Annotated in this window: 23 protein-coding genes; 8 read left to right on the top strand and 15 right to left on the bottom strand. The window is 46.3% G+C overall.

Going from position 1 to position 26,430, the window contains the following annotated elements; genetic code table 11:
- The first annotated feature begins 313 nt into the window (after nucleotides 1-313).
- The 3 genes from ACWQXP_RS03445 (at nucleotide 314) to ACWQXP_RS03435 (ending at nucleotide 5,423) form a co-directional block, all read left to right on the top strand.
- The gene (locus ACWQXP_RS03445) at nucleotides 314-1,135 is read left to right on the top strand and encodes a dienelactone hydrolase family protein (protein WP_454061443.1); all 822 of its coding nucleotides are present in this window, start codon (nucleotides 314-316) and stop codon (nucleotides 1,133-1,135) included.
- A gap of 98 nt (nucleotides 1,136-1,233) precedes the next feature.
- Complete coding sequence (locus ACWQXP_RS03440) at nucleotides 1,234-2,385, top strand: hypothetical protein (protein ID WP_454061442.1); 1,152 nt, start codon at nucleotides 1,234-1,236, stop codon at nucleotides 2,383-2,385.
- A gap of 53 nt (nucleotides 2,386-2,438) precedes the next feature.
- Complete coding sequence (locus ACWQXP_RS03435) at nucleotides 2,439-5,423, top strand: proline dehydrogenase family protein (RefSeq protein WP_454061441.1); 2,985 nt, start codon at nucleotides 2,439-2,441, stop codon at nucleotides 5,421-5,423.
- On the opposite strand, the gene ACWQXP_RS03430 is transcribed toward ACWQXP_RS03435, so the two are convergent.
- A complete protein-coding gene (locus ACWQXP_RS03430) occupies nucleotides 5,352-6,215 on the bottom strand; it encodes a hypothetical protein (protein WP_454061440.1) in 864 nt (287 codons plus the stop codon). The two genes, ACWQXP_RS03435 and ACWQXP_RS03430, sit on opposite strands and share 72 nt — an antisense overlap.
- A gap of 156 nt (nucleotides 6,216-6,371) precedes the next feature.
- Between ACWQXP_RS03430 and ACWQXP_RS03425 the strand changes: the two genes are divergently transcribed.
- Together ACWQXP_RS03425 and bioD are read left to right on the top strand one after the other, a co-directional pair.
- Nucleotides 6,372-7,127, top strand: a complete 756-nt coding sequence (locus ACWQXP_RS03425; protein WP_454061439.1) for an SDR family NAD(P)-dependent oxidoreductase — start codon at nucleotides 6,372-6,374, stop codon at nucleotides 7,125-7,127.
- Between the two features lie 58 nt (nucleotides 7,128-7,185).
- Nucleotides 7,186-7,917 (top strand): dethiobiotin synthase, encoded by a 732-nt coding sequence (gene bioD, locus ACWQXP_RS03420; protein ID WP_454061438.1) that lies wholly within the window; start codon nucleotides 7,186-7,188, stop codon nucleotides 7,915-7,917.
- On the opposite strand, the gene thiE is transcribed toward bioD, so the two are convergent.
- From thiE to ACWQXP_RS03390, 6 genes are all read right to left on the bottom strand, one after another.
- A complete protein-coding gene (gene thiE, locus ACWQXP_RS03415; RefSeq protein WP_454061437.1) occupies nucleotides 7,898-8,536 on the bottom strand; it encodes a thiamine phosphate synthase in 639 nt (212 codons plus the stop codon). The genes bioD and thiE overlap by 20 nt on opposite strands.
- A gap of 10 nt (nucleotides 8,537-8,546) precedes the next feature.
- Nucleotides 8,547-9,899: an acetyl-CoA carboxylase biotin carboxylase subunit gene (gene accC / locus ACWQXP_RS03410; protein WP_454061436.1), complete on the bottom strand. Its 1,353-nt coding sequence runs from the start codon at nucleotides 9,897-9,899 to the stop codon at nucleotides 8,547-8,549.
- Nucleotides 9,900-10,220: 321 nt separating this feature from the next.
- Entirely contained in the window at nucleotides 10,221-10,688 is a 468-nt protein-coding gene (gene accB, locus ACWQXP_RS03405; protein ID WP_454061435.1) for an acetyl-CoA carboxylase biotin carboxyl carrier protein, read from the bottom strand.
- Between the two features lie 86 nt (nucleotides 10,689-10,774).
- On the bottom strand, nucleotides 10,775-11,335 hold the full coding sequence (efp, locus tag ACWQXP_RS03400; RefSeq protein WP_454061434.1) for an elongation factor P: 561 nt from the start codon (nucleotides 11,333-11,335) through the stop codon (nucleotides 10,775-10,777).
- Nucleotides 11,332-11,826: a type II 3-dehydroquinate dehydratase gene (gene aroQ / locus ACWQXP_RS03395; protein ID WP_454061433.1), complete on the bottom strand. Its 495-nt coding sequence runs from the start codon at nucleotides 11,824-11,826 to the stop codon at nucleotides 11,332-11,334. Before aroQ ends, efp begins: the two co-directional genes overlap by 4 nt.
- Nucleotides 11,827-11,984: 158 nt before the next feature.
- Nucleotides 11,985-13,493 (bottom strand): DUF2779 domain-containing protein, encoded by a 1,509-nt coding sequence (locus ACWQXP_RS03390; protein ID WP_454061432.1) that lies wholly within the window; start codon nucleotides 13,491-13,493, stop codon nucleotides 11,985-11,987.
- Nucleotides 13,494-13,656: 163 nt separating this feature from the next.
- Here ACWQXP_RS03390 and ACWQXP_RS03385 point away from each other — a divergent pair, with 163 nt between their 5' ends.
- Nucleotides 13,657-13,920, top strand: a complete 264-nt coding sequence (locus ACWQXP_RS03385; protein WP_454061431.1) for a DUF4112 domain-containing protein — start codon at nucleotides 13,657-13,659, stop codon at nucleotides 13,918-13,920.
- A 537-nt stretch (nucleotides 13,921-14,457) separates the two neighbouring features.
- On the opposite strand, the gene hemW is transcribed toward ACWQXP_RS03385, so the two are convergent.
- Together hemW and ACWQXP_RS03375 are read right to left on the bottom strand one after the other, a co-directional pair.
- Entirely contained in the window at nucleotides 14,458-15,648 is a 1,191-nt protein-coding gene (gene hemW, locus ACWQXP_RS03380; protein WP_454061430.1) for a radical SAM family heme chaperone HemW, read from the bottom strand.
- Between the two features lie 103 nt (nucleotides 15,649-15,751).
- Complete coding sequence (locus tag ACWQXP_RS03375) at nucleotides 15,752-16,486, bottom strand: FAD-dependent oxidoreductase (RefSeq protein WP_454061429.1); 735 nt, start codon at nucleotides 16,484-16,486, stop codon at nucleotides 15,752-15,754.
- Between the two features lie 272 nt (nucleotides 16,487-16,758).
- Here ACWQXP_RS03375 and msrB point away from each other — a divergent pair, with 272 nt between their 5' ends.
- Both msrB and ACWQXP_RS03365 read left to right on the top strand, forming a co-directional pair.
- On the top strand, nucleotides 16,759-17,160 hold the full coding sequence (msrB, locus tag ACWQXP_RS03370) for a peptide-methionine (R)-S-oxide reductase MsrB (RefSeq protein ID WP_454061428.1): 402 nt from the start codon (nucleotides 16,759-16,761) through the stop codon (nucleotides 17,158-17,160).
- Nucleotides 17,161-17,215: 55 nt separating this feature from the next.
- Entirely contained in the window at nucleotides 17,216-17,539 is a 324-nt protein-coding gene (locus ACWQXP_RS03365) for a hypothetical protein (protein ID WP_454061427.1), read from the top strand.
- 4 nt (nucleotides 17,540-17,543) lie between these two features.
- Here the strand turns inward: ACWQXP_RS03365 and ACWQXP_RS03360 are convergent, their stop codons facing one another.
- The 6 genes from ACWQXP_RS03360 to rpoD all read right to left on the bottom strand — a co-directional run bounded on the left by ACWQXP_RS03360 (nucleotide 17,544) and on the right by rpoD (nucleotide 26,291).
- Entirely contained in the window at nucleotides 17,544-19,637 is a 2,094-nt protein-coding gene (locus ACWQXP_RS03360; RefSeq protein ID WP_454061426.1) for a S9 family peptidase, read from the bottom strand.
- 44 nt (nucleotides 19,638-19,681) lie between these two features.
- The gene (arfB, locus tag ACWQXP_RS03355; RefSeq protein ID WP_454061425.1) at nucleotides 19,682-20,110 is read right to left on the bottom strand and encodes an alternative ribosome rescue aminoacyl-tRNA hydrolase ArfB; all 429 of its coding nucleotides are present in this window, start codon (nucleotides 20,108-20,110) and stop codon (nucleotides 19,682-19,684) included.
- A gap of 487 nt (nucleotides 20,111-20,597) precedes the next feature.
- Complete coding sequence (locus ACWQXP_RS03350; protein ID WP_454061424.1) at nucleotides 20,598-21,854, bottom strand: sigma-70 family RNA polymerase sigma factor; 1,257 nt, start codon at nucleotides 21,852-21,854, stop codon at nucleotides 20,598-20,600.
- Between the two features lie 292 nt (nucleotides 21,855-22,146).
- Nucleotides 22,147-23,559 carry a sensor histidine kinase gene (locus ACWQXP_RS03345; RefSeq protein WP_454061423.1) on the bottom strand — a complete coding sequence of 471 codons (1,413 nt, stop codon included), beginning with the start codon at nucleotides 23,557-23,559 and terminating at the stop codon, nucleotides 22,147-22,149.
- Nucleotides 23,556-24,230 carry a response regulator transcription factor gene (locus ACWQXP_RS03340; RefSeq protein WP_454061422.1) on the bottom strand — a complete coding sequence of 225 codons (675 nt, stop codon included), beginning with the start codon at nucleotides 24,228-24,230 and terminating at the stop codon, nucleotides 23,556-23,558. The genes ACWQXP_RS03345 and ACWQXP_RS03340 overlap by 4 nt, the downstream gene beginning before the upstream one ends.
- A gap of 243 nt (nucleotides 24,231-24,473) precedes the next feature.
- Nucleotides 24,474-26,291, bottom strand: coding sequence for an RNA polymerase sigma factor RpoD (rpoD, locus tag ACWQXP_RS03335; protein WP_454061421.1), 1,818 nt, complete (start codon nucleotides 26,289-26,291; stop codon nucleotides 24,474-24,476).
- Nucleotides 26,292-26,430 lie beyond the last annotated feature (139 nt).

Below are 26,430 nucleotides of genomic sequence, written 5' to 3'. Positions count from 1 at the left end.
AGTTCATGGAATCGGCTATAGGCCTCAAGTATCGGACGTTATTTGAAACGGTTATCAGTCATGTGAACACGTTCGAGACAGGAACATTTTTAAGCAACAACAACCGACGTATCACCCTCTCTTTAACCACACAATACCGCATTTCCCCTTGAGATGATTCGACATACAGGACACCCCTCTTCGCTTCATTGACATTATCAAGAATCCGTCGATATAGTGGCTTCGAAAGGTTTCTTCTAGGGCTGTGCATTACTCATTTTCCCTAGATTGTCTCAGCATCCAGCATCATTAGCCGTAAAAAGAAAGTCTCATTATGTCTGAACATACCGCGCCGTTTACTCCTGATCAAATCGGCTTTAGCCCAGTGCGTTTCTCAAGTTCCGGAACCTTTATTACACACAAAGATAATATGGTCGACCCCTATGCGGAAACTCGCATTGCGAAAGAGGTCCAGATTGAAGGAACGCAATTTACTCCCCAAGTCAAGGAGCTATTCCCCTGCCTTATTCTCTTGCATGACCGCTGGGGACTCACGTCGCATGTTCAGGCCTTCGCCAAGCAACTCGCCTGTGAAGGGTATGTTGTCCTAGTCCCGAATTTATATGGTCGCCTAGGAGGAATGATTACGGCAAATGATGAAGTCGCCGAATCCCTCATGAGTCGTCTCGACGAACAACTGGCGTTGAAAGATATCAATGCCTGCTGTGAATTCCTCAACACCAACATCCCCGAAGATACGAACTTAGATGTCACCAAACGAAACCTGCATGGCGTGATTGGACTTGGAATGGGAGGTGGACTGGCCATTCAATTTGCAGCACGACGAAGACGGCTGAGAGCGGTCGTGTCGTTCTCTGGTTCCATTCCTCAGAACACCAGCGAACTCGCCAAAGAAATGTACTGTCCGATTTTGTACCACGCCGTGCATCACAATGGATTTTCAGACCTTGAATCGGTCAATCAACTTCAACAGCAGGCAAAGGAAGAAGGGAAGACTGTAGAAGTTCAATCTTATCCAGACACCCCGGCAGGATTCTGGAATCAGTCAAACCCTGACACTTATCGCCCGGAGGCATCTCAACAAGCTTGGGGGACAACGGTGAAATTCCTCAATGACATATTGAGAAGTTCCTAGCCTTCCACCCGCCTCTTGTTTCAATTGTACCAGAATGGCAAGATTTGACTAGTACTTTTTCTCACCTGTGTATTTGAGACTCCCTACAGGCAGTCGTGATGCCTCGCCTTTTATTCATCAGATCGCATGTCATCATTGCAGTGCTCTGCATAGTCTGGGCTATTTCAGGCCTCGCACATGGCGAAGAATCAACCCTTCGAGAATTAAGTCAGACACACCAATCCGATTTATTGACCATTGCATCGGACAATGAGGCCCTCAATTTTTATAAAAAAAATTTGGATAAAGCACGGAATATTTCTCGTCATTATCGAAACACGTCACGCACACGCCCTGAACCTGTCATACCCCATCATCGCATCACATTAGTAGCCAATCTCCTGGCCTCACGTTTAGCTATTCACATTCAATCCGCCATACAAGAACAGAAGACCACAGATATCCGCCCATTTTCCGAGCAGCATCCAGCGGTACTCAAATGGCTCAAGAGCCAGCCAATTTCACACACCGTCACTAAAATGCTTGATTTCCAGAAGCATGTCGCCACCTACGTATTCAAGGACACCATACCATCAGACCATATTCACTCAAGCCAATTTGACAAATTTGCCACGTATGTTGATCAACACTATCCAGCACTCACTGGTCAAGGAGAATCTTGGGTTGAGATGCTCGAACACGGCAACCTTTCTGATATTTCCCAACGCTTCTCTGAGTATTGGGAACTCGAATCATCTCACGATCCTCAAGCTGATACCTCACAAGCCAATGTTGACAACTATGAACACTATTATGTCCGGACACGCTTATGGCCGGTATTCAAATCCCATCTTATCGCTCTGACCATCCAAGCTGATGCCGAGTCCATACAATTCGCCAAACAATCCATGACTCAGATCACAAAAGAAGAGAAGGCCCACATACTCACTAAGAACCGAGCAAGACTTTGTGGCACATGGCATTGGACGGTGCATAATCACCAAAATCATGCTGACCATAAAATGACCGTGTTCTTTGGCGATCCTGCGAAGTCTCCCACCAAACAACCTCAACCAGCTGAAATGAAAATCAATGGAGAAACCGTGTATCTCCTGTGGAAATTCCCTAAAGGATTTCAAGAAGATAGTCTTCTCTTGAGTCAAGATGATAAGCGACTGGAGGGAACGTTTCACAACACCCTAGGCCCCCATGGCAGCATTTCCGGCAAGCGTCTGTCTTTCTGCGAACCAAAACCACTCTCCCGGCATTGAATCGTATTCGTTAACAGAAAAATCGGGTATACTACAAAGTAGAGGAGGAGAACATGGCCTTGGTCTCCCCAGAGGTACTCGAAACATCAATCCAAGACATCGGTCGTACCCTGCACGATCGCTCTCGCCGGTTTACCCTCAACATTTTTCACCACCGACGAATCATTAATCTCCTTTTGGATTGGGGGACGAGGGATGAAGAATTAAAGGTCCAACTCTTTCGCTTTGTCGATGTTCTTCCAACACTTGAGACCGATCAACAGTTCATTCAAGTCTTTAAGGAATATTTTCAAGATCTGGCCGTTCTCCCCTCACCCGTTCGCCGGCTGATACATGAGACACCCGCGAATTCGTTACGTGCCCGCATCGGCACACGATTCCTTCGACGACAATTCCTCAAAGCAGCCGAAACCTTTATGGCTGGACATTCTGCAGAAGACGCCAAAGCTACGCTCTCTCATCTTTGGAAATCCGGATGCGGGTATTCCGTTGACTTATTAGGTGAAGCGACGGTCAGTGAAGCGGAAGCTGATCACTATCGAGATCGTTGCCTAGCGACCCTCCGATTTCTTAACGAGGAAACACAAGGATGGGAAAGCCAACCCAGACTTGAAAAGGATCATATTGGCCCTCTTCCCCGTGTTCAACTATCGCTGAAGGTTTCGGCACTCTACTCTCAACTCGACCCGATTGATCCAGAAGGAAGCTATGAAGGCGTTGCCCAACGTCTTCGTCCCATACTCGACCTTGCAACCGATCTTCCTGCTGCAATCACCTTTGATATGGAACAAGCCGAACTCAAAGATCTGACGATCAAGATCTTCACACGTATCCTCTCAGAATCCTCCTATTCATCGTATCCGTATGCTGCCATTGCCCTACAGGCCTATCTCAAAGAGACGGCCCAAGATTTAGAAGACCTCTTGATTTGGGTTCGAAAGCGAGGAACCCCCATTGGCATTCGACTCGTCAAAGGAGCCTATTGGGACTCGGAAACCGTGCAATATCAACAACGACGATGGCCCATTCCAGTATTTTTGAATAAAGCCGAAACCGACATCAATTTTGAATCCCTCTCTCAGGTCTTACTGAAAAACCTGGATGTGCTCAGACCAGCATTTGGAACACACAATCTTCGAACCTTGGCCCACACGCAAGCTCTGGTTGAAACCCTTCACCTTCCACAAGAGGCTTGTGAGTATCAAATGTTATTTGGGATGACGGATGGGCTTCAGGAAGCCGCTATTGACGCAGGATTTCGGATGCGAGTCTATACACCAGTAGGAGAACTTATTCCCGGTATGGCTTACCTTGTTCGTCGTTTACTAGAAAACACCGCGAATGAAGGGTTTATCCATCAACATCACGCGACCAACACGTCAATCGAAGGACTCTTAGCTCCGCCACAAGTTCAGGACTCTTCACCTTCCCCACAATCTCAACATCCGCAAGCATCTCACGTATCTACAGACCGTCAAGATTTCCAGAATGAACCTCTGACGGATTTTTCTCAACAAGACTTACATGTTCCGATTAAACAAGCCCTCACACATATACGCCAACAACTTGGGAAGGCATGGGTCTATCCAGTTCCAACAGGCGTGACTCCTTCAGGACCTGAACTTTTGACGGTGAACCCTAGTCAACCCGAAGAGATTATTGCAAGGTTCCAAAGCCTGAGACCGCACGATATTCACATCATGATCGAATCGGCTAAGGCAGCCATGAACATGTGGCGTCTGACACCTGTATCAGCACGAATCGAGATACTGTTCAACACGGCTTCGTTGATGAGAGCGAGGCGTTCGGAATTGATTGCATGGGAAATCTTTGAAACCGGAAAACCCTGGCGAGAAGCTGATGCTGACGTCGCAGAAGCCATCGATTTTCTCGAATTCTATGGACGAGACATGCGCAGAATTGTGAAATTACCTTCCCTCCGGTCTGAACCCGGGGAATATAATCAACTTCACCATCGGCCCAGAGGAATCGCAGCCATTATTGCTCCATGGAATTTTTCGTTAGCCATTCCAACCGGCATGGTCTCAGCAGCGTTAGTCACGGGAAATATCGTGCTCTTTAAACCGTCGGAACGTTCAACCATGGTTGGCTATCAACTATACAATCTCTTCCGTGAGGCTGGCATTCCAGAGCATGTCCTGCATTTCCTTCCCGGAGGGCCCGAGCTTGGGCAGGCGCTCGTCAGTCATCCCGACGTGCATCTTATCGCCTTTACCGGATCAAAAGAGGTAGGAATTCAAATCATGTCTTCGGCATCACACATCGTTGCGGGACAACAACATCTCAAACATGTCATTGCTGAAATGGGGGGAAAGAACGCCATCATCGTTGATGAGACAGCTGATCTGGATCAAGCCGTCACAGGAATCTTAGACAGCGCAACCGGGTATCAAGGCCAAAAATGTTCAGCCTGCTCGCGCCTCATTGTCTTAGATTCAATCCACGACACACTTGTCGATCGATTGAAACAGGCTGCCCTCAGCCTTCAAATTGGTTCCCCCGAACATCCGCATCATCGTATGGGGCCACTCATTGATGCACGCGCACTTGAGCGGGTTCGTCACTTCATTGCCATTGGAAAGAAAGAAGGCCGGTGCATTCTTGATTTGCCGGTCACTGGCCCTGGGTTTTTTCAAGGTCCAGCAATTTTCACAGAGATAGAGCCTCACCATCGCCTGGCTCAAGAAGAAATATTTGGACCTGTCTTAGCCATCATGAATGCCAAAAACTTCCTCCAGGCCTTAGACCTTGCCAATGGGACACCCTATGCCCTCACGGGTGGCGTCTATTCCAGAAGTCCCGCCAATATTCAACGTGCGTGTGATACATTTGATGTGGGAAATTTGTACATTAATCGCCCAATATCCGGAGCACTCGTCGGACGCCAGCCGTTTGGAGGGCATCGTATGTCTGGAATCGGAATGAAGGCCGGAGGGGAAAATTATTTATTGCAATTTATGATCGAACGGGTGATGAGTGAGAATACCCTTCGACGGGGATTTGCCCCCTCGCCTTGAAAGACGCTTCCCTTGAATCGTCGCTTTCTCAAGCTCCTCTGTCACTTCAATCATTCGATCACTTTCTGACTGTAATGATGGAATGGTCTGCCGTTCCTCATATTTTAGCAGTCCAATACCCCGACCAAACCACGCCGTCATCGTATCGGTCCCGTTAACAATTTGTTGCAATCGAGACATATGCACACGCATCGTCATGTGGGCTTCGACACGAATGGCTTCATGATAAGTCCCAAGAGGAACCGTGACTGTCTCTTTTGCTAACACCGACACTCTTGCCTGCACATCAACTTTTTCTGTTTGGCCGTCACGGTCCAAGTCTAATCCCAAGTCCAGCCCTTGACGGTCAAGCTGTTGAAAGGCGCTTGGAACCTCCAGGGGAAATCGCATAATTTGATACGGGATTAATTGCTTTTCAAGCACCGTTCCTGGCTTAGAACCAAAATATCGAATACCGGCTTCATCTCGGCGGTAGTAACTATCTGAAGCCCCCTGATCCCCAGGATTGGTATCGTGAAACACCGTAAGCTCCATTCCATCTTTTTTCTCGATTCCCGTAACAGCTGACACATTGGTAAAAGACTTTTTGGCAATCTGCACCATCACACCTTCAACAAACCGACCACGATAGTGCCACTCATTACCCTTGTCATCTGGAAAATATTCCTCGATATTCTCAACGATCTCGCTTGAAGGACCAGCCAAACTGAAAACAGGCCATCCGAAAACCAGACTCCACACGAAAAGCAGACTGACAGAGAAGGTCGAAGGTTTCGTAATTTTCTTTGCCAACACATCCTCCTTGATCTATGATGAATTTCCTAGGGCACAGTATCATAGACTGATTTATCGCAGCAAGAAACAGCATAGGTTCAACTAAGTGGCTTTTCATGCGTCAAGATGGACAATCCCTCTCGCTTTAATTAAGGAATTTAACAAATCAACAAATTGACTCCCCTCCCCACAGACCTTGTCCACCCTTCACGTCAACAAACCGTTTTTGTTGCTGGCGGATCCGGAATTATCGGTCAGGCCATTTGTCGCTACTTTGGAGATCGACAATGGCATGTCGGTATTCATTATTACCGAAATCACGAATCAGCAAATAACACGGCGCAACATATTCACGATGTTGGGGGAACAGCGGAACTGTACCAAGCCAATATCCAGGATTACAGCCAATGTGAGGCAATGCTTCAAACCTTTCACGAACAGTCTCATCAATGCAATGTGTTAATCTGGGCCATTGGAGTCTCAGAGAGTCAGTTACTTGCTCGCACAACACCGGAGTCTTGGACCACCCACATCACGACAAACCTAACGGGATGCTTTCAATTCCTGAAAGCGTCCGCAGCAATTTTTGAACGACAACACCATGGTTCGGTTATCCTAATCGGTTCACTCTCTGGGATATTGGGAACTGTTGGGCAAGCGGCCTATGCTGCGTCGAAATCCGGGCTCATTGGATTAATGAAGAGCGTCGCAAAAGAATGGGCTCCCTGGCATATTCGAGTCAATGCCATTTTCCCAGGTTGGCATGCGTCACCACTTTCAAGAGCAGCATATTCTCCAGAGAAAAATTTTGACAATCATCTTCTCAAGAACACACCTGCGACAACAGATGTCGCCAAAGCCGTCTTTGAGTTAGCGCTCATGGAAAGCATGTCTGGACAAATCTGGAATCTCGATAGCCGAATTTGGTAATCATTCAACAATGATCGAAAAGTACTTAACCTCTCGCGACAGAAATATCTCCTAAGCTATGGGCACCGGAATCTTCATAACAGGAACAGATACTGGGGTTGGCAAGACCGCCATGACTGCCGCACTCGCACGATGCGTTCAAGCTCAGGGAATAAAAGTTGGTGTTATGAAACCAATTGAAACCGGAGTTAACCTCACAAATACGACAAACACCGATACTCATCGACTTCGCACGATCATCGAACCAGCTCAAATGTTTGAGTCGGTATGTCAGTATCACTTTCCCGATCCCCTTGCTCCACTCGCTGCCGCAAATCGACAAGCTCGCAACATAGATCTTCAGTCTATACAATCAACATATAAAAAATTAATTGAACAATATGAGTATATATTTATAGAAGGTGTCGGCGGGGTCCTAGTTCCTCTCACGAAGAACCTACAAGTGCGGGATCTCATAAAATTGCTACAGGTCCCCTGTATTGTCGTGGGACGGGCAACGTTAGGAGCGGTCAATCATCTCCTTCTGACGCTTGAGGCATTAAAGACTCAAGAAATTCAAGTTTTAGCGATCGCCTTAAACCATTGCCAACAACCAGATCAGTCAGAGGTCAAGGCGTTGCAGATTCAATCGACAGTCGAGATCATTCGAACGCGAAGTGGTGTTCCGGTGTATGGACCTATTGTATTTGAAAAGACCTTCAGCGCAGGATGGCGGGAAGGGGTCGACAGTCTACAGCAAGACACATCGATTCAAAATCTGGCTCATTTCATCACTCAAAAGCAGCGATAAACGGTTGAACGGCGGACTCGATATCTGTTGCTTTTACTATAGCTGAAGCCACCGCGACACCATCAGCACCTGCAGCGATCAGGTCCGGCACGACTTGCGATGTGATCCCGCCAATGGCAAAAATCGGAAGTGTGGTGAATGATCTTACGCGTTGAAGTCCCTCAAGTCCGACCAGTGGTTCATGATCTTTTTTCGTGGTCGTTCCGTAGATCGGACCAAACCCGAGATAATCAGCGCCCCCCTCAATGGCTATCTTTACTTCTTCCTCTTGATGAGTTGAGATGCCAATCAGACAATCGGAACCCATCAACTCGCGAGCCGCGTCTAATGGCAAATCCGACTGCCCCAAATGCACACCATCAGCCTCAACAGATTTTGCCAAATCACATCGGTCATTCACAATAAACGTCATGCCCATTTTACCGGCAAGATCACGCAACACCATCGCCTGCTGATACATCTCGTTCAACGATCCATGTTTATCTCGATACTGAATGAGTTGCACACCCGCCTCACCAGCCTGCTTCAGCACGTCAGCCAATAAACGTGTCGACGACAAACTTTGATCTAAAATAAGATAGAGTCCTCTCAGGGGAGTGCGGATTGGAGAAGTCGGCATAGAAACGTGGTTACGAAACAGGACGCGAGGTCATCATTCGATCTAAGAACCGCGTTGACACCTGGCCTTTTTGAAAGTCTGGATGGTCAAGCACACGTCGATGTAGAGGAATTGTCGTCTTGACACCTTCAATAATGAATTCATCAAGCGCCCGTCTCGTCCTTGCAAGGGCTTCTTCACGATCACGTCCATACCCGATTAACTTCGCGACAAGTGAATCATAATATGGGTGAACGACTCCTAAGGTCTCCATAGCAGAGTCAACTCGAATTCCCGGTCCTCCTGGTGCATGATACCGTGAAACGATTCCAGGACTTGGGGTAAAACGATCAGGACATTCCGCATTCACACGACATTCAATGGCATGACCGGTCACACGAATGTCTCGCTGACTACATGACAATTGAAGACCGGCGGCAATTCGAATCTGCTCTTTGATGAGATCAATACCGGTAATCATTTCGGTCACTGGATGTTCGACTTGAATCCGTGTATTCACTTCCATAAAGTAAAATTTTCCATCACGATCAAGTAAAAACTCAACGGTCCCTGCATTATGATAATTCACGGATTTCATGACCTGGATCGCGACACGACCCATTTCCTTCCGCAACTGATCATCCATACCCGGGGACGGAGACTCTTCAATTAACTTTTGATAACGTCGTTGGACAGAACAGTCTCGTTCATTCAGATGGACAATATGACCATGATGGTCAGCCAACACTTGGATTTCAATATGACGCGGATCTTGAAAGAATCGTTCAAGATAGACACCCCCATGACCAAATGACGACTCGGCTTCGCCTTGTGCCGCCTGCACCGCTGGCAATAAATCCTCCTCTTTCGTCACCACTCGCATCCCACGTCCTCCACCACCTGAAGACGCTTTCACAATGACCGGGTATCCAATTTTTTTAGCAATCTTCTGACAGTCCTGGTCTGGATCAATTTCACCATCACTTCCTGGAAGAACGGGAATACCAGCCTGCTTCAGTTGTTGACGGGCTTTGGACTTATCACCGAGGAGCGCAATATGCTCTGAGGAGGGTCCAATGAAGGTCAAGCCAATTGATTCACACACTTCGGCAAAGTGCGCATTCTCGGCTAAAAAACCATAGCCGGGATGAATAGCATCCACGCCCGTGACTTCTGCCGCACTCAATACATTGGGGATATTTCGATAACTCAGGGTCCCATCGGCCGGACCAATGCAAATATGCTCATCGGCTTGTCGTACAGGTAATGAATCGGCATCGACATCCGAATAGACCACAACAGTTCGAATCCCAAGCTCACGACAGGCCCGAATGATACGAAGGGCAATTTCCCCACGATTTGCCACGAGAATTTTCTTAAACACGATTCATCCTCTAACCTTCGAAAGTACGTGTAGCTGTATCGGGAAATTTCATACAATAGATTCCCTCATCGTCACAGCACCGTGTCCCATTCTTCATCCGAGCATACCGTAACATATCTAAGTCACTTCGATCGACTTAATAGAGAGGCTCTATCTGTCCCCTCATGGTCAGGACATGAACAAGCATCTGACTCATTGGCAATGATGTACGAAGTGATGCGAAAGTGAGAGGACACTTAAACTGAGGACATGCAGGCTGGATCCGCTATTCGTCAACAAAACCAAAGCGCAGCATGCTAACATTTCCTACAGCCAAAACGATCAAACAGCAATCGGGTCAATAAGAAACAAGGTTTGCCCATACTCAACAGGCGTTGTACTTTCGACTAACACTTTCATGATCTTTCCATCCGTTTCAGCTTCAATCTCATTCATGAGTTTCATCGCTTCAACGATACAGAGCACTTGCCCTTTTTTTACATAATCCCCTTCTTCGACATAGGCATCGGCATCAGGAGACGGCGAGCGATAAAACGTTCCGACAATTGGTGATGTCACCGCCATAAATTTCCCCTGATCTGCGGCTTTGACATGATGGGAAAATGGCTCAGATACCGCAATGTCAACTGACGGCTCGGCCGGCTCGGCAGAAGCCATGGAGACAAGCGGAGTCGGCTCTCGTCTCACACGAATCCGTACACCTTTTTTTTCAATTTCTAATTCAGTCAGTTGGTGCTGATTCAAAAGGTTAATGAGCGATTCAATTTCTTCTCGCTGCGTGTCACTCATATGTCAACATCACCATTGTTAGGATACAAAAACCCCGATCATTTCATACCAGAACGAGCAAGAGATACTTTATGCCAATCCCTGCCTTATCGTACACGCTCCACATATTCTCGTGTTCGCGTGTCAACTTTAATAACTTCACCGGCTTCAAGATAAAGTGGGACTTTAATCACGGCTCCGGTTTCGACAACAGCAGGCTTGGTTCCACCGGAAGCGGTATCCCCACGAATACCGGGATCGGCTTCGACAACTTTCAATTCCAAGAAAATTGGCAACTCAACTGAAATCGGTTCGTCATGATAGAGAAAAATTTTCACATTCGTATTTTCTTTGAGAAGATCCGTATTCTCTCCGAGTTGGGACTTTTGATAGCTGAACTGTTCATAGCTCGACGTATCCATAAAAGAATACTCTTCACCACCACAATATAAAAACTGCATTTCTCGCTCTTCAAGATTAGGTTCTTGAAACTTTTCACCGGAACGGAATGTTCGATCAATGACATTACCTGTTCGATAGGCTTTGAGTTTGGTCCTGACAAATGCTCCGCCCTTTCCGGGCTTCACATGTTGAAACTCAACAATGTAGTAGGGAACTCCATCAATTTCTAATCGAGTACCACTTCGAAATTCAGACGTTGAAATCACGATCGCATGGCTCCTCTATCAAGATGTTTGATTTCTTTTTTTTCATCAGGACTTTTCATTCGCAAATAATCTATGGCCGCCTGAACGCCGAGAAGATAACTGGTCGCTGCAAATCCAGATATTTGCCCAAGAGCCACCGGAGCAATCAATGAGCGTTTTCGGAATGGTTCTCGCCGGTGGATATTCGATAAATGCACTTCCACGGCCGGAATCCCCACTGCCACGATGGCATCTCGTATGGCAATACTCGTGTGCGTATAGGCTGCCGGGTTGATCACCAGGGCCTGAAACTGTCCATGAGTTTCTTGAATCCATGTCACTAACTCCCCCTCATGATTTGACTGCCGGGCTTCGACATGGACGCCTTCTCGCCGTGCCAATTGGCCAATGGCCATATTCACTTCATTTAATGTTTGCACACCATAAATCGACTTTTCACGCGTACCAAGCAAATTTAAATTTGGCCCATGTAGCACAAGGATTCGAAACATGGAGTGTATCCTCAGTACGCTGATTTAAGGGATTGCAATACCACGCACATATGCTCGCGTAGTTCATCACACAATGGCAGGGACGGGATGGATTCTAGCAGGCATCTCCTAAGGGGTCAACGCGGGAATACCATCAGAAAGCAAGGTGGCCGACTCAGTTACTCAATATTATTCTCCCAAGATGAAGCGGAAATTGCGGCAGCTTTCTCTTGAAGCACATGTCGAAGCGTGAGCATGCCTAACGTATCTCGAGCGCAATAGTCTCGTAACTCTGAAGCCATACGTGAACGCTCGATGAGATCCGGCTCCTCAAAAGCCATTTGACGATACACGACTGAAGCCATCGCTCCATTTTGTACTGAAAGATCACCATAGGCCATATGTGGAACCAGGGCAGGCAACACCGCCTTGATCGATAATGACCCATGAAAGTTCGGATGATAATAATGCTGCTGGATAATCGCAAAGAGATCCCACAAACGCTCAACAATCTTGAGTAGATCATCTTTCAACAACGGAAAGGCTTCGGCCAATGACAGCAGGATATGGCGCTCATTTTCGGAATAGACGCAAATGGTCCCCGTGTCCCCCACAGTCGCAATAATACTCTTCGCAACCTCCTCCCGAGGGTCCTTTGGTTCAGTACACAGATAGGCATCATGCAGAACGCTTCCATTTTCATGTTCAATGTGATTCGACCACTGAATGGGAATAGGACGATAGGGACGTGTGCCAGGGTAAGGCGGAATCGCCGGCATAAACATTTCAAAGTCGAGATGATGAACGGGATAGACCACCGACTGCATGATGTTTGAAAATTCCGGAGATATCCACTCCACATGGTCTTTCATCCGTTGTTGAAGAACCGTGAGATTAAATCCGGCTGGAATTTCATCAATGGTCTCAATACCCTGAGCTTCAAGATCTTTGAAGGTTTGCCGGCTTCCAGGTAGATGATAGATCCAACGATCTGGTTTCTCTTTTGTACAATTCGCCCAGAACGGACAGGCATAGGGGGTATGACAATGACCATCTGGAGCAATAGAGGGAGGGAATGGTGCACGCAATATCTGCCGCATTTCCTCTAATTGCTTATGAACGTTCGCTGCTCGCTCCATTACCACCTCGGTCAAGTCTTCGATTATAAATAACGCCTCTAAGTCCAGAGGTCCACCTTCATACACATAACGCGTATTCAGATGCATTAAGCCAAAGCCGACCAATTGAATGCCTGCTCCAAGAAGGACTTCGGCCTGAACGGCTAAATCATGAATATGAATGGGTTTGACTTTCGCCGTCGATTTTACTTCAATGAGTTTCCAGGTATCATGTTCTACACGTTCCAAAATATCAGCACGGACCAGCGTTCCCTGCCATTCAAATGCTCCTTCAAAAATGACCGAAGTCGTTTGATCCTCAACCAGTTCTGTGGTTCGACGTAAGGCCGCACTTGTCTGTCGATATGTTTCTGTGACAAGAATGCCATGAGGAAACCGGCGTCGGGCAATTTCCCCAATCTCCGTCCCCATGTTCATGATCGCTTGACGTTCAGGATCAATCTCACCAGCCAATTCTGGAGTATGCACTTCATAGTACAATCGTTTTGTACACTGAAGACCTGACAAAAACTTACTTTTTGATAACCGAATGGGCAACGAAAACGTCACAAGGTTTATCCTGTTCTCAATATCTGAACAACAATCTCAATCGTCTTGCCAAAGACAAGTCGTGCTCTATACGATCTGAAGGCAGGTACATGTTTGATGACAACATTTTCTAAACATCCACAGTCGCCTTGATTACAAAAGACAAGGCGAAACGTCCCACGAGTTGGCCGATTTGATTTCGACCATTTTAGACTCGGCCTTCTCTATCCCTGGAACCACTATTCGTATCGGCCTCGACCCGTTATTAGGCTTGATACCCGGAATTGGAGATTGTCTCTCAAATCTTATCGGATCATCACTTCTCTTTTTGGCTTCTCGCTCAGACGTACCAGGCATTGTTATATTCCGTATAGCCTTCAACATTTTTTCTCAATATGGTCATTGGAGCTATTCCCATGATTGGAGACCTGTTTTCCATATGGTTTAAAAATTTGGTATCTTCTGACTCATGAGAATTATTTGGGAATCTTTGGCGTAAGTCGTTGAGTCTCTGCCTTTTCTCCTCATAATCATCACCCCTGACAAGAAGACTTTGCCAGCCAAACCCTCAAGAACACCAATATTTCTCTCAAATCGTCCCCCCCGGGCATTCTATGTATATTCTGTTCATAACTAGTAAATTTAAAGGAAAATCATTCATGACCTTCAATCAGAGGTGAAAATCGCCTTCACGTTATACAGTAAATAATTCGTAAGGGATTGGCATAACCTCACGAAAAATTGGCAACTATACTATTTGCATCTCTCGCGTTACTGTCATAACAACCTTGCAGGATAGCAAGAAGATAAGGATTTTCACTATCCACAAAAACTGGGGAAAAACTCTTCATAATCCTGTTCATAACTCCTTTGCATACTCTTAGAAAGCTTAATCCAGCAAATTGCCTATTTTTAAGGCAACTTTCAAAAACTATAGAGTTGTCCCACGAGTGATACACTTCGTTAGCACTTTTTTGAAACATTTCTACGACAACTGTAGAGCAAGGGTATCGATAAACTGACGTCCAAGTGATGTCACTTTCAAATACTGATGGTCAACTGACAACAAACCATCTTCGATTAAACGATCAACCGTTGATTGCCACAATTGATCATTCTCGAATATCGTTAACTCGTGAATGGGGACTCCTTTGTTCAAGCGTAACCCAAAAATCACTCGTTCTCGCGCCACATCCTTTACCGACAACGCATCAAGAAAGTCTACAGGCAAGTCTTGTGTCTGTAATGAATGTGAATAGGTAGAGAGATCTGAAATGTTTCCAAATCTCATACCACAAACATAGGATTGAGCACTGGGCCCTAAGCCGAGATAGTCCAATCCAGACCAATATCGAAGATTATGTTGACACTCCCATCCTGCCTTTGCAAAATTCGAAACTTCATACTGGTAATATCCTGCGGACTCCAAGCAGGTGACGGCCTGCTCATGCATCGCCGTTTCTAACTCAACGTCACGGCTCCCCAATTTCCCCTCACGAACATCTCGATGAAACTTCGTTCCTTCTTCGATCGTTAACGCATAGCACGACAGGTGAGTCGGAAAAAGTTCGAGGACTTTTTCCAATGAATATTGCCATGTTTCGAGCGTTTGCCCAGGTAGTCCATACATGACATCAAGACTCACATTTGTAAACCCGCTATCTTTCACATCTGCCATAGCACGACTTACCGTCTCCATCTGCCCTAACCGACCTAACTGTTGCCATTCAGATTCTTCCAGCGATTGCACGCCTAAACTTAATCGGGTCACTCCAGCATCATGCAACGCTTGAAGACTCGACCGACTGACCGTCTCAGGATCAGCCTCAATGGTGATTTCAGCCGCAGGATCGACCGTAAAATGTTGATGGATGAGATCAAGAATAGAAGCAAGCTGGACTGACTCGAGGGATGTGGGTGTTCCTCCACCAAAGTAGATGGTCGAAATTGGAAAACGATGACAGGTCTCGCTTTGCGAATACAATGAAATTTCTTGTGCTAATGCGGATAAAAAGTCTTGAATGCGGTTTTCCCGATGAGACGTAAGATAAAAGGCGCAAAAGTGACAGCGCTTCTGACAAAAAGGTATATGAACATACAATCCGAGGTCACGGGCCTTAAAGTCCATATGTATTCGTTGACATAACGTGTCCCAGATAGGTTCCATGCGGCTCATATCTTTTGACTTCTTCTCATAAAACCCTACAGGTCAAGGCACATTGGTTCTATACAAACTAGACACATCTGGTGACTCGCATTGAACATATATTCGTCACTTCTCACTGATCTTGTTTCTGACTTTTGAAAAATTGCTCTCGATAAATCGGGCAGGAGCCTTTCTCACGTACAATTTTGGTCACTTCCTTCACCATGGTTTTATGGCCACAAACATACACCGCAAGATCTTCGACGGACGAAAGATTCGCAACCAACGCAGTGACGCGACCCGTCTCCCCCTTCCAGCTCGATTGCGCACGTGAGAGTGTCGTGACAAAAGAAAAACACGCATGCGTATCAGCCAACGCTTGCAATTCTTCTTGATAGTAGACATCCCGCTCACTCCGAAGCCCCCAAAATAATGTAATCAAGTGTGATGGTGTTGCTTCAAAGAGTGTATGTAACATAGACAAAAATGGGGCGATACCGGTGCCTGTCGCCACAAAAAGCCTATTGCGACTCTCAGCACGATTGAGATGAAAGGAACCATGCGGCCCTTGAAATCGAACCATCGCACCTTCTGATAGTTCAAATAAGTAGGTAGAACCAATTCCTTGATCGGCCAGACTGAGAAGAAGGGTTAATCGTGTGGATTGAATGGGAGATGAGGCAAGGGAATAGTATCTCACAGGTGGCGTTTGGGTGTTAGACGACTCGATTTCTATCGCAATGGCTTGGCCTGGGAGAAAATTAAGTTTACCGGAACTCGGTTCGACGATACTGAGCGTTAATTCACGAATATTAGGAGCTAAATCCCGAATTTTTTCAATGCGAGCCGTATATCTCGAGGGCTTCATAGCTGAAGAATGTAGTAGATTCTGTGAGTCGATAACAACCTCCGTTCCTTGTGACACACTAAGATAAAACACCGTGACAGGCCATGCGTCTCATTCGCATCTGATGTGTTTCTCTTTGAGAAACCTGATATACTTCCACTGAATTCAAAAAAGGTCTGCTTGGGCCAGCTTGACAAACTCAGCGTCATAACGACTTTGAATATTAGAATTTAATTAAATCGGTTATAGCATGTCTGAGGCTTTATGAACCCTCTATCCATCACGAGAAATATATGAAAGAGAAAATTAAAAAATCTGATGACGAATGGAAGCAAAATCTCACACCAGAACAGTTTCATGTGACGAGGCAACATGGAACAGAACCTGCATTTACCGGACAATTCTATAATCATAAGGATGCGGGGCTCTATCAATGTGTCTGCTGTGGAAGTCCGTTATTTCGATCAGAGCATAAGTTTGACTCCGGAACCGGGTGGCCAAGCTTTACCATGCCGGTTGAACCAGAAGCCATTGAGGCAGAGCATGATCACACGTATGGAATGACAAGAACCGAGGTCCTTTGTGCCACTTGCGATGCACATTTAGGTCATGTCTTTGACGATGGCCCTCTCCCTACAGGACAACGTTATTGCATCAACTCTGCATCACTGCGTTTCAAAGAAGAGAGTCCATAGACATGGCTAGACCGGAAGTCCTCTTTACGGACAGCTGTATGATCGGGTCATCTCAATGATTGACAGTGAGAATGACCTTGTCGAAATTAGTGTTAGCTATCGGTATGCTCAGGAACATCAGTGGGTCATTCAAGGTATTACAGGCTTTCTTTCAGCCTATTATATGGAAAAACCTGGCTTTCAAATTCGACGGCACTACGACCAATTAGAAACAGGCGTTCATATTTGGCTTTGCGAGATCCCGGCAGGCACTAGCGTCCCCCGTCTGCTTAGACGTCTTCAAGCTGACATTCCTCCGTCACAAATTATCGAATGTCCTCCTCAAACAACAGAACAACTTCGTTACCTCATCGATGCGAAAAGTGAGAACACTCCCTAAGCGCTCACAGTCGTGGAGCTGACAAATTAATTCTAGCTAGACCTGCCAAATCTAAAAGAAACGCATAAATCGTTGCTGATTCTTTATACCGTTTAAACCGTCCAGACGCTCCGCCATGACCGGCATCCATATTGGTCTTGAGAATAAGACGATTGGAATCCGTTTTGAGTGTCCGTAATTTCGCAACCCATTTCGCTGGCTCCCAGTACTGCACTTGCGAATCATGAAGACCTGTCGTGATCAAGATATGCGGATACGATTTGGCTTCCACATTGTCATAGGGGGAATAGGACAACATGTAGTCAAAATATTCTTTTTGATGAGGATTTCCCCATTCATCATACTCCCCGGTCGTGAGGGGAATCGTGTCATCAAGCATGGTCGTCACCACATCCACAAATGGAACTTGCGCGATGACACCGGTAAACACGTCAGGCCGTAAATTGGTGACCGTTCCAATAAGAAGCCCACCGGCACTTCCACCCATGGCAAATAACTTTTCTGGATTCGCATACCGTTGATCTCGTAAATACTCGGCACAAGCAATGAAATCTGTGAAGGTATTCATTTTTTTCAGCAATTTGCCATCTTCATACCAGACACGCCCCAATTCCTCGCCTCCCCGAATATGGGCAATGGCGTACACGAATCCTCGATCTAACAAACTCAGACGGGCTGAACTAAACGTGGCATCCATACTGGATCCATAGGCCCCATACCCATATAACAGCAACGGCGCATTCCCATCAGCCACAAACCCTTTCCGATAGACCAGAGAAATGGGAATAGACGTTCCATCCCTCCCTTGAGCATGAAGACGCTCAGTGTGATACTGCGATACATCAAAGTCACCTAAGACTTCTTCACGCTTCAAGAGAACCTTACGTCTCGTCTCCATATGGTAATCATAAATCGTCATCGGCGTCGTCATGGAGGTATAGCCGAACCGCAGCACGGAAGTCTCTAACTCATAGTTATCACCAAAGGTGACGTAATAGGCCGCCTCTCCAAAATCAATTTCAAATTCTTCATCACCCTCCCATGGGATAACTCGGAGATGAATGAGGCCTTGATTCCGTTCTTCCACCACGAGGAACTGTTGGAAGAGTTCGATTCCTTCGAGTAACACATCCTCGCGATGCGGGATCAATTCTTTCCAATATTCTTTTTGCGGTTGATTAACCGGCGTCACCATCAGGCGAAAATTCTTGGCCTGATCGTTTGTTCGAATATAAAACTGTCCGTTGTAATGCTCAACGTCATATTCGTGTCCGCGTTCACGTGGTTGTAGGATTTGAAATTCACCAGAAGGATGGTTCGCATCAAGGAATTGGTATTCACTGGAAATCGTCTGATGCGAAGCAACCATCAGAAAGTGTTTCGATTTGGTTTTAAAGACATAGGTCGAGAATGTTTCATCCTTCTCTTCAAATACTAGCTCATCTTTCTCAATATCAGTGCCAAGGACATGTCGCCAAATCTGATAGGCCCTAAGCGTTTCTGGGTCTTGTTTGCTGTAAAACAAGGTCCGATTATCATTGGCCCAATCCATATTTCCAGTTGTCTCAGGAATCATATCGTGAATAATTTCACCGGTAACCAAATTCTTGATGTGGACCGTGTAAATTCGTCGACCCTGTGTATCGACGGCATAGGCAAGAAGATCCTGCTCAGAACTGATCATCCAATTCCCCAGCGAAAAAAACTCGCATCCTCGAGCGAGAACATTGGCGTCAAGCATAATTTCCTCAGGATGTTCCAAGGATTGGTATTTCCTACAATAGATGCCATATTCACGTTCAGGCTCATACCGGACATAATAGTAATAGTCGCCATGTTTAAACGGCACCGATAAATCTGTCTGCTTGATTCGACCTGTAATTTCTTGAAACAAGGTGTCTTCTAAAGTCTTCGTATGAGCCATGACCTTGTCGGCATATTCGTTTTCTGCAGTCAGATACTCAAGAACATCTGGATTCTCTCTGTCACGAAGCCAGTAATACTCATCAACGCGTAATTGTCCATGCGCTTTCAGTTCAAAAGGAACCTTCTTCGCCTTTGGCGGTTCAATGGACAAAATCGTGGTCTTCTTATTCATTCTTCAAATTCCTTATTCGAATGATGATCGCTCAGTACAGTGCCTTACTCATCTCTCTCGATCAAAGACGATCGACGTTTTTTTGTTCGTCCTTGGTGTTTTTTTTGGTCAAGTCTGCGTTCTTTGACGGATTTCGATATCCGCGTTGGGACACGAAATCGTTTCGGCAATAATGCCCCACGCAAATGATCCACGAAACGATCAATCAACTCCGCCCGGTTCATGGATTGCATTCGATGTTTTTGGCAATCCAAACGAAACACGCCATCGACAGTAATTCTGGTCGCCAGCAAAGAACAGATTTTCGCTCTCTGCGTGGCCGTAAGATTCGGACTCTTCTGAATATCAAAATGCAGCGTCAACCGACTATTCACTTTGTTTACATGCTGCCCACCGGGGCCACGACTCCGAGAAGCCGTAAAGACTAACTCCCGTTCTGGAATTGATAGGTGGTCGTTGATAAAAAGATCCATCAATTGTCTCACGATCTAGAAATGGGGTCTTGACTCCATGCCGCAAAGTCTACTTTCACCAAAAAGCTCAATATTCAATGACTCGCATGATCAGTGAAACGGGCATCCTGATAGAGAATGGAAAGAATGGAGTAGAAAAGATCACGTCACCACATCACCTTCGACAACGATATGATGAGTTGTTCAGATAGAATAATCTCTCATGCTTTTTCGGTTATTTCGATGAAAACCTGATGACAGAGATCCACTAGTATTCATATTCAGAAGCTGTTTATCCCCGGAAATTTTCTTAAGTTCTTTGGCATACTCACCAGATACGTACCCGTTTTTTTTCCTAGCTATGCTCTCAAAAGTCCTTCAATTTTAAGATGAAGGACATATTCTACCTAGACTTGATAAACGTAAGAAAGGCGTAAGGTGTGAAAACAATCACAGCCTTACGCCTTTTTGCTTAAGGACCTATACAGGAATCCTACGGCCCCATGCCCTAACGAAGTTCAATGAGCAATGCTTTCACTTGCGGCTCTTTGAGTTTTTTGAGCGCCACACCTTCAATTTGCCGTATCCGCTCTCGCGTCACCGATAAACTGCGTCCCACTTGTTCCAAGGTCCAAGGTTCATCCTGACCAATCCCAAACCGTAAACGAACCACCTGCTGTTCCCTGGGTGACAAGATCTGCAAAATTCTTTCAAGGTGCTCGGTGGTTCGTTTTTTGTCGATCTCTACATCAGGTGAGACCACATCAAGGTCAGGAATTAAGTCACCGAGCATGCCATCTCCATCAGTCGGTGTCGCATCGAGTGAGATGGGTTCTTGAAAGGCTTGCAACGTTTCTTTGACTCGCTCCTGACTCAACCCTAACTCACGGCCAAGTTCTTCGTAACTGGGCTCACGATCGAATTGTTGAGCTAATTTTTGAGCTGTTCTCGCGATTCGATTCGACGCTTCGGTCGTATGAACCGGAACGCGAATCGTACGCGATTGATCGGCGACCGCACGCGTAATACCTTGCCGAACCCACCATGTCGCGTAAGTACTAAACTTAAAGCCACGCTGAAAATCAAATCGTTCAGCAGCTTTCATCAATCCAATATTGCCCTCTTGTACTAAATCAAGAAACCCAAGACCTCGATTGAGATAGCGTTTTGCGATATCAATAACAAGGCGTAGGTTGCGCTGAACAAGTTCATCCTTCGCGCGTTCGACCTTTTGTCGTGCAATTTCTACCTGTTTTGGCAATCCCTCAACCTGCTTAGCAAGCTCTCGCCCTTTGCCCCCTTCTGCTTGCAACAGATTATGCAACCTTTGGAGTGAGTCGATGATTTCATCAATGATCGGTGCCGACAATCCACTCAACTCAACCATCTCATGAAATCGTTCCGAGAGTTGCTTAATCTCAAGATTCGTCTCCATACTTGTTGTTATTGCGATCGCTTCACGTAACGTGTCCCGAATGGTGGAAGTGCCGTGATGAAGCTGTTTCGCTAACTGCAGTTCGGCATCGGGGTCAAGTAAGGGCCGTGATCGAAAGTCGCGAAAATACACCGTCTCTAACGTGACCGCTCCTTCTCCATTTGGAAGAGCGACTTTATCAAAAACCCCTCCCTCATTTGACCTTTTTCTTTTTTGACGTAGGCGTTGCACCCCTACGCCTTCTTCGTCGTGTTGATCGGTGTCATAGCCGGTATTGGATCCAGCCTTGACGCGTCTCGCTGTTGTTCGACGTTCTTCTATGACATTCATAAAAATTTTCCTTTCATCATTTCCACACACACTCCGTGAACATTCCGGTACAATATTCTAGAATTCTATAGAGCCACAGTGACTCAGCACTTGATGATCAAAAGAATCAGAAAAACGGCTTTTCAGACAACAGAAACCATCTTTGTGATGAAAGCCGGTCACGATCTGTTGCATACGTTCCTCCTTCTCGTGTGAATAAGACATCCCATACCTTATACCCATCAGATATGAAAGGAGGATTAAGCACACATTAAAACTTTTTAATGTAAAACGGCTGAAGAAATCTGGCAGGTTATGAAACGGGCGCACGAAGCGGAAGCAAGACGGTAAAACATGACCCAGTATCAGGAGAGCTCTGCATGTGAATCGTTCCCTGATGCACATCAACAATCCATTGACAAATCGCCAAACCCAAGCCAGTCCCCTTTGAAGCGTGGGCGCGGGCGGTATCCGTCCGATAGAAGCGGTCAAAGATTCGTTGTTGCTCAAGTGAAGAAACACCAATGCCGTGATCACACACCTTGAGTTCTGCCTGAGCTTCGACCTGCCTCAATGATAATTCAACTTGTGAGGTTGGATGAGAATATTTGATGGCATTATCGACAAGATTTAAGAGCAGTTCTCGCAGTCGAAGTTCGTCACCATCCACAACAATCGGCTCAACGGCCCCTAAAACTGTTTCAATCTGTCGATCTTGGCCAAGAATGGTCGCCTGAAGTTGAACTTCTCGCACTAAACTATCCAATGAAATCGGCGTCATTGTCATTTTGATCTCTCCCAAATCAGCACGCGAGAGAAATAATAGCTCATCGACAATTCGGCTCATGCGATCAATTTCCTCTAAATTACTCTCGAGCACTTGACGGTAATCCTCCGCCTCTCGAGGCCGTCGTAGCGCCAGCTCGGTTTCGCCCTTGGTAATCGTCAAGGGCGTGCGAAGCTCATGCGATGCATCGGCACTAAATTGTCGAATTTGACGAAACGAGACTTCAAGACGAGCAATCATATCGTTGAAGACGGACGCCAAACGCCCAATTTCATCAGTTGAACGGGGACTAGTAATTCGTTGGGTTAAATCGCCATCGGCGATTCGTTGGGCGGCACAAGTAATGACATTCACGGGCATGAGTGCGCGTCCAGCCAAAAACCATCCACCAAGCAACGAAATTATAATCGCCAGGGGTGAGGCAATGACAAGGGCAAGCAATAATCGTTTCAACATCCGTTCGGTGGGATACAATGAAGTTCCCACTCGCAGGATACTCACCAGACGTTCGGTATGGCGGATCGGAACGGATAACAGTCTGAACGGAACCCCTTCATCAAACCGAACAGATTCGAATGTGGATTGCCCCTTCAACGATGCTTGAAACGCAGTTTGGCTTAACGGAATTTCACGACTCTTGATATTGGCTGACTGAATGGTGACCTGTCCTGCCGGTCCAAAAATTTGAAAAAACTTATCAAGGAGAGCCAATTCAGGAAAGTTTTGAGACAGATCTTCAAATATGAGAAATGGCCCGAACCGGTGTTCGCCTAACGTGCGAATGGCTGCAGAGGCTGCCTCCTCAAGAGACGCATCAACTTGGTCCCGCAGCCCGCGCGACATGACAAAGTAGATCGTCCCGGCAAATAGGATGAGAATAAGGGCTAAGGCGGTTCCATACCAGAGCGTCAGACGCACTCGTATCGAGGCCTGACTCATGTATCAGACCTCATGACATATCCGCTACCACGAACCGTTTGAATCAGACTCTGTTCCCGTCCCCGGTCAATTTTATTTCGCAGGTAGCTAATATAGACATCAATCACGTTGGTAAATGTATCAAAATCAAGATCCCAGACATGTTCCGTAATCATCGGCCGAGTCAGAACACGTCCAGCATTTCGCATCAGATATTCTAATAAGGCATATTCTTTGGTGGTCAACTCAATCCGCTGGTCACCACGCGTCACTTCTCGTGTGACGGGATTTAACACTAAATCACTGACCTCTAAGATACCGCTGGGAACTCCTCCCGCTCGACGAAGAAGAGCACGGGCACGGGCGAGCAATTCTTCTATGGCAAATGGCTTGGTCAAATAATCATCGGCGCCCGCATCCAACCCTTTGACACGCTGATCCACTTCGGACCTCGCAGTGAGAATCATAACCGGGGCTTTGACCCCTCCTTTTCGAATTTGTTTGAGAAGCTCAAGGCCAGGAATACCAGGAAGCATCAGATCGAGGACAATTAAATCGTAGTCAATCGACTGTGCCCAATCGAGTCCCTGTTGACCATCAGCGCACACATCCACCGCATAACTTTCTTCTTCCAAAGCCCGTCGAATAAATGACGCAACTTTTGGTTCATCTTCAACAACAAGAATACGCATACGTAATTATAGCCGTTTCACACAATTTCCGATGATTGAGATCGATGACTTCGAGTTGCAATCTGACTTATCTAATAAAAATTCACTGGATTCGCTGTAATTGTACCATTTGTGAAGATTGCCTAGAAGAGAGGACAAAAAGAAACTGAAAAATTTGTGCAGTATTCGGAAACCGTTCAAGACAAAAAAGCCCCGTCACGCATGACGGGGCTTTTTATTTTGGATAAGCGTATCTTGCAGCTCTTAAATGTGTTCAACCAAACTCCGGAGTTTATGGCTACAACTTGGATGCCGAAGTTTTTTGAGCGCTTTGGCTTCAATCTGACGAATTCGTTCTCGTGTCACGTCAAAATCCTGACCGATTTCTTCGAGAGTGTGATCGGTGCTATCACCAATACCAAACCGCTTACGAATCACCGTTTCCTCTCGAGGTGTGAGCACTCCAAGTGCATTGGCGATTTGTCGCTGGAGATCGTATCGATTGGCCGCATCCATTGGCGAAACAGCATTTTTATCTTCAATTAAATCCCCAAGTTGACTGTCTTCTTTTTCTCCAATCGGTGTCTCTAACGAGATCGTGCCCTTGGAAATATCCAACATCATACGAACTTTTTCTGCCGTCAGTCCCATACGACTGGCAATTTCTTCTGGAGTCGGTTCCCGCCCAAGTTGCTGCACTAACTGGCGAGCTGTCCGTGCAAGCTTGGTATTTGCTTCGATCATGTGAACAGGGATTCGAATCGTGCGCGCTTGGTCAGCAATCGCGCGGGTCACCCCCTGTCGAATCCACCAGGTGGCATACGTACTAAACTTGTATCCCCGCTGATACTCAAATTTATCAACCGCACGCATCAGACCAATATTGCCTTCTTGAATCAAATCAATAAATTGCAGACCTCGATTCGTATACTTTCGAGCAATACTGACGACCAAGCGAAGGTTCGCTTCAATCAATTGCGCTTTGCCACGCTTCACTTTGCCTTCAGCCCGACCAAGCTTTGTCAATGCTTCACGAAATTCGTTGACCGGAATAAGCACCGTTTCTTCTTGAATTTCTTTTAAACGACCCTTTGCCTCAGACACGAGTTCCTTCAGCTTGGCAACCTCTTGCGCACTGAGCTCAACTTTCCGTCTTCCCCCACTCGCCTTGGATGTCCCCCGAGATCGTTGAGAAATCGCTTGCATGCCATCTTGGCTGGCAAACCCCAGTCGCGCGGTACTTCTTCGTACAACCGATTCACACTCAAAAATTTCCTTGCCGATGTCTTTAATTCGTTTGAGCATCTGATCTCGAACCCGTTGATGTAAATTCAGAGACTCAATCTGATCAACAAATTGGTCGCAGACATCAATAATACGTTTTTCTAATTGGGCTTGTTTAGAATTTGCAGACGCAGACTTCCGCTGATTCCCATACAACAGCATTAACGATCGGCCAAATTTCCGAATGTTTCCTAAAATATCTAAGGTACGTTGGTGTAACTCTTCATCATCTTGTTCTGCGGCCTGAGGTTCCTCTTCAACATCATCTTCTTCCTGAGTATCTTGGAGTAACACCAAGTCACGAACACGAATCTCATGATTTTTTAATTGTTCATACAACATTTCAAACTGCTGAATGGTGACAGGCATACCAAACATGGCACAGGCCAGCTCACGCTTGCCTTCCTCAATTCGTTTGGCAAGATCAATTTCCCCTTCTCGAGTCAAGAGCGGGACTCGCCCCATCTCCTTGAGGTAAAGGCGAACGGGATCGTCGATGCGAGTCGGCTCCCCTGGGGTGAGATCAATGTCACTTCCCCCACTCTCAGTTTCGTCACCCGCTGACTCCTGATCATCGCTTTCATTGCCCTGAGCTGAAGGTTGAAGGGACTCCTTGCTCGGCATATCAATCACTTCAATATTCATTTCGTTTAACGCCAACAAGACCACATGCAACTGGTCTGATGTCACAATTTCAGCTGGAAGAACCTGAGAAAGGTCTTTATGAGTCAAGTGTCCTTTTTCTCGAGCGAGGGCAATAAGACGCTGTACATCATCCACAATCTTTTCTTTTGACATGCAACACCCCTTCAACAATAAATCAAAATTTACACATGCGTCTTCACGGGAAAAGCACGTAATTCACTTGAGTCACTCACAGTCTCAGAACAATTAGCAAAACCCTCATCCACACCATTTTTAAAATGAAAATGGCTCT

Source organism: Candidatus Nitrospira salsa (assembly GCF_965152625.1).
This window is presented reverse-complemented; position numbering and strand designations above follow the sequence as displayed.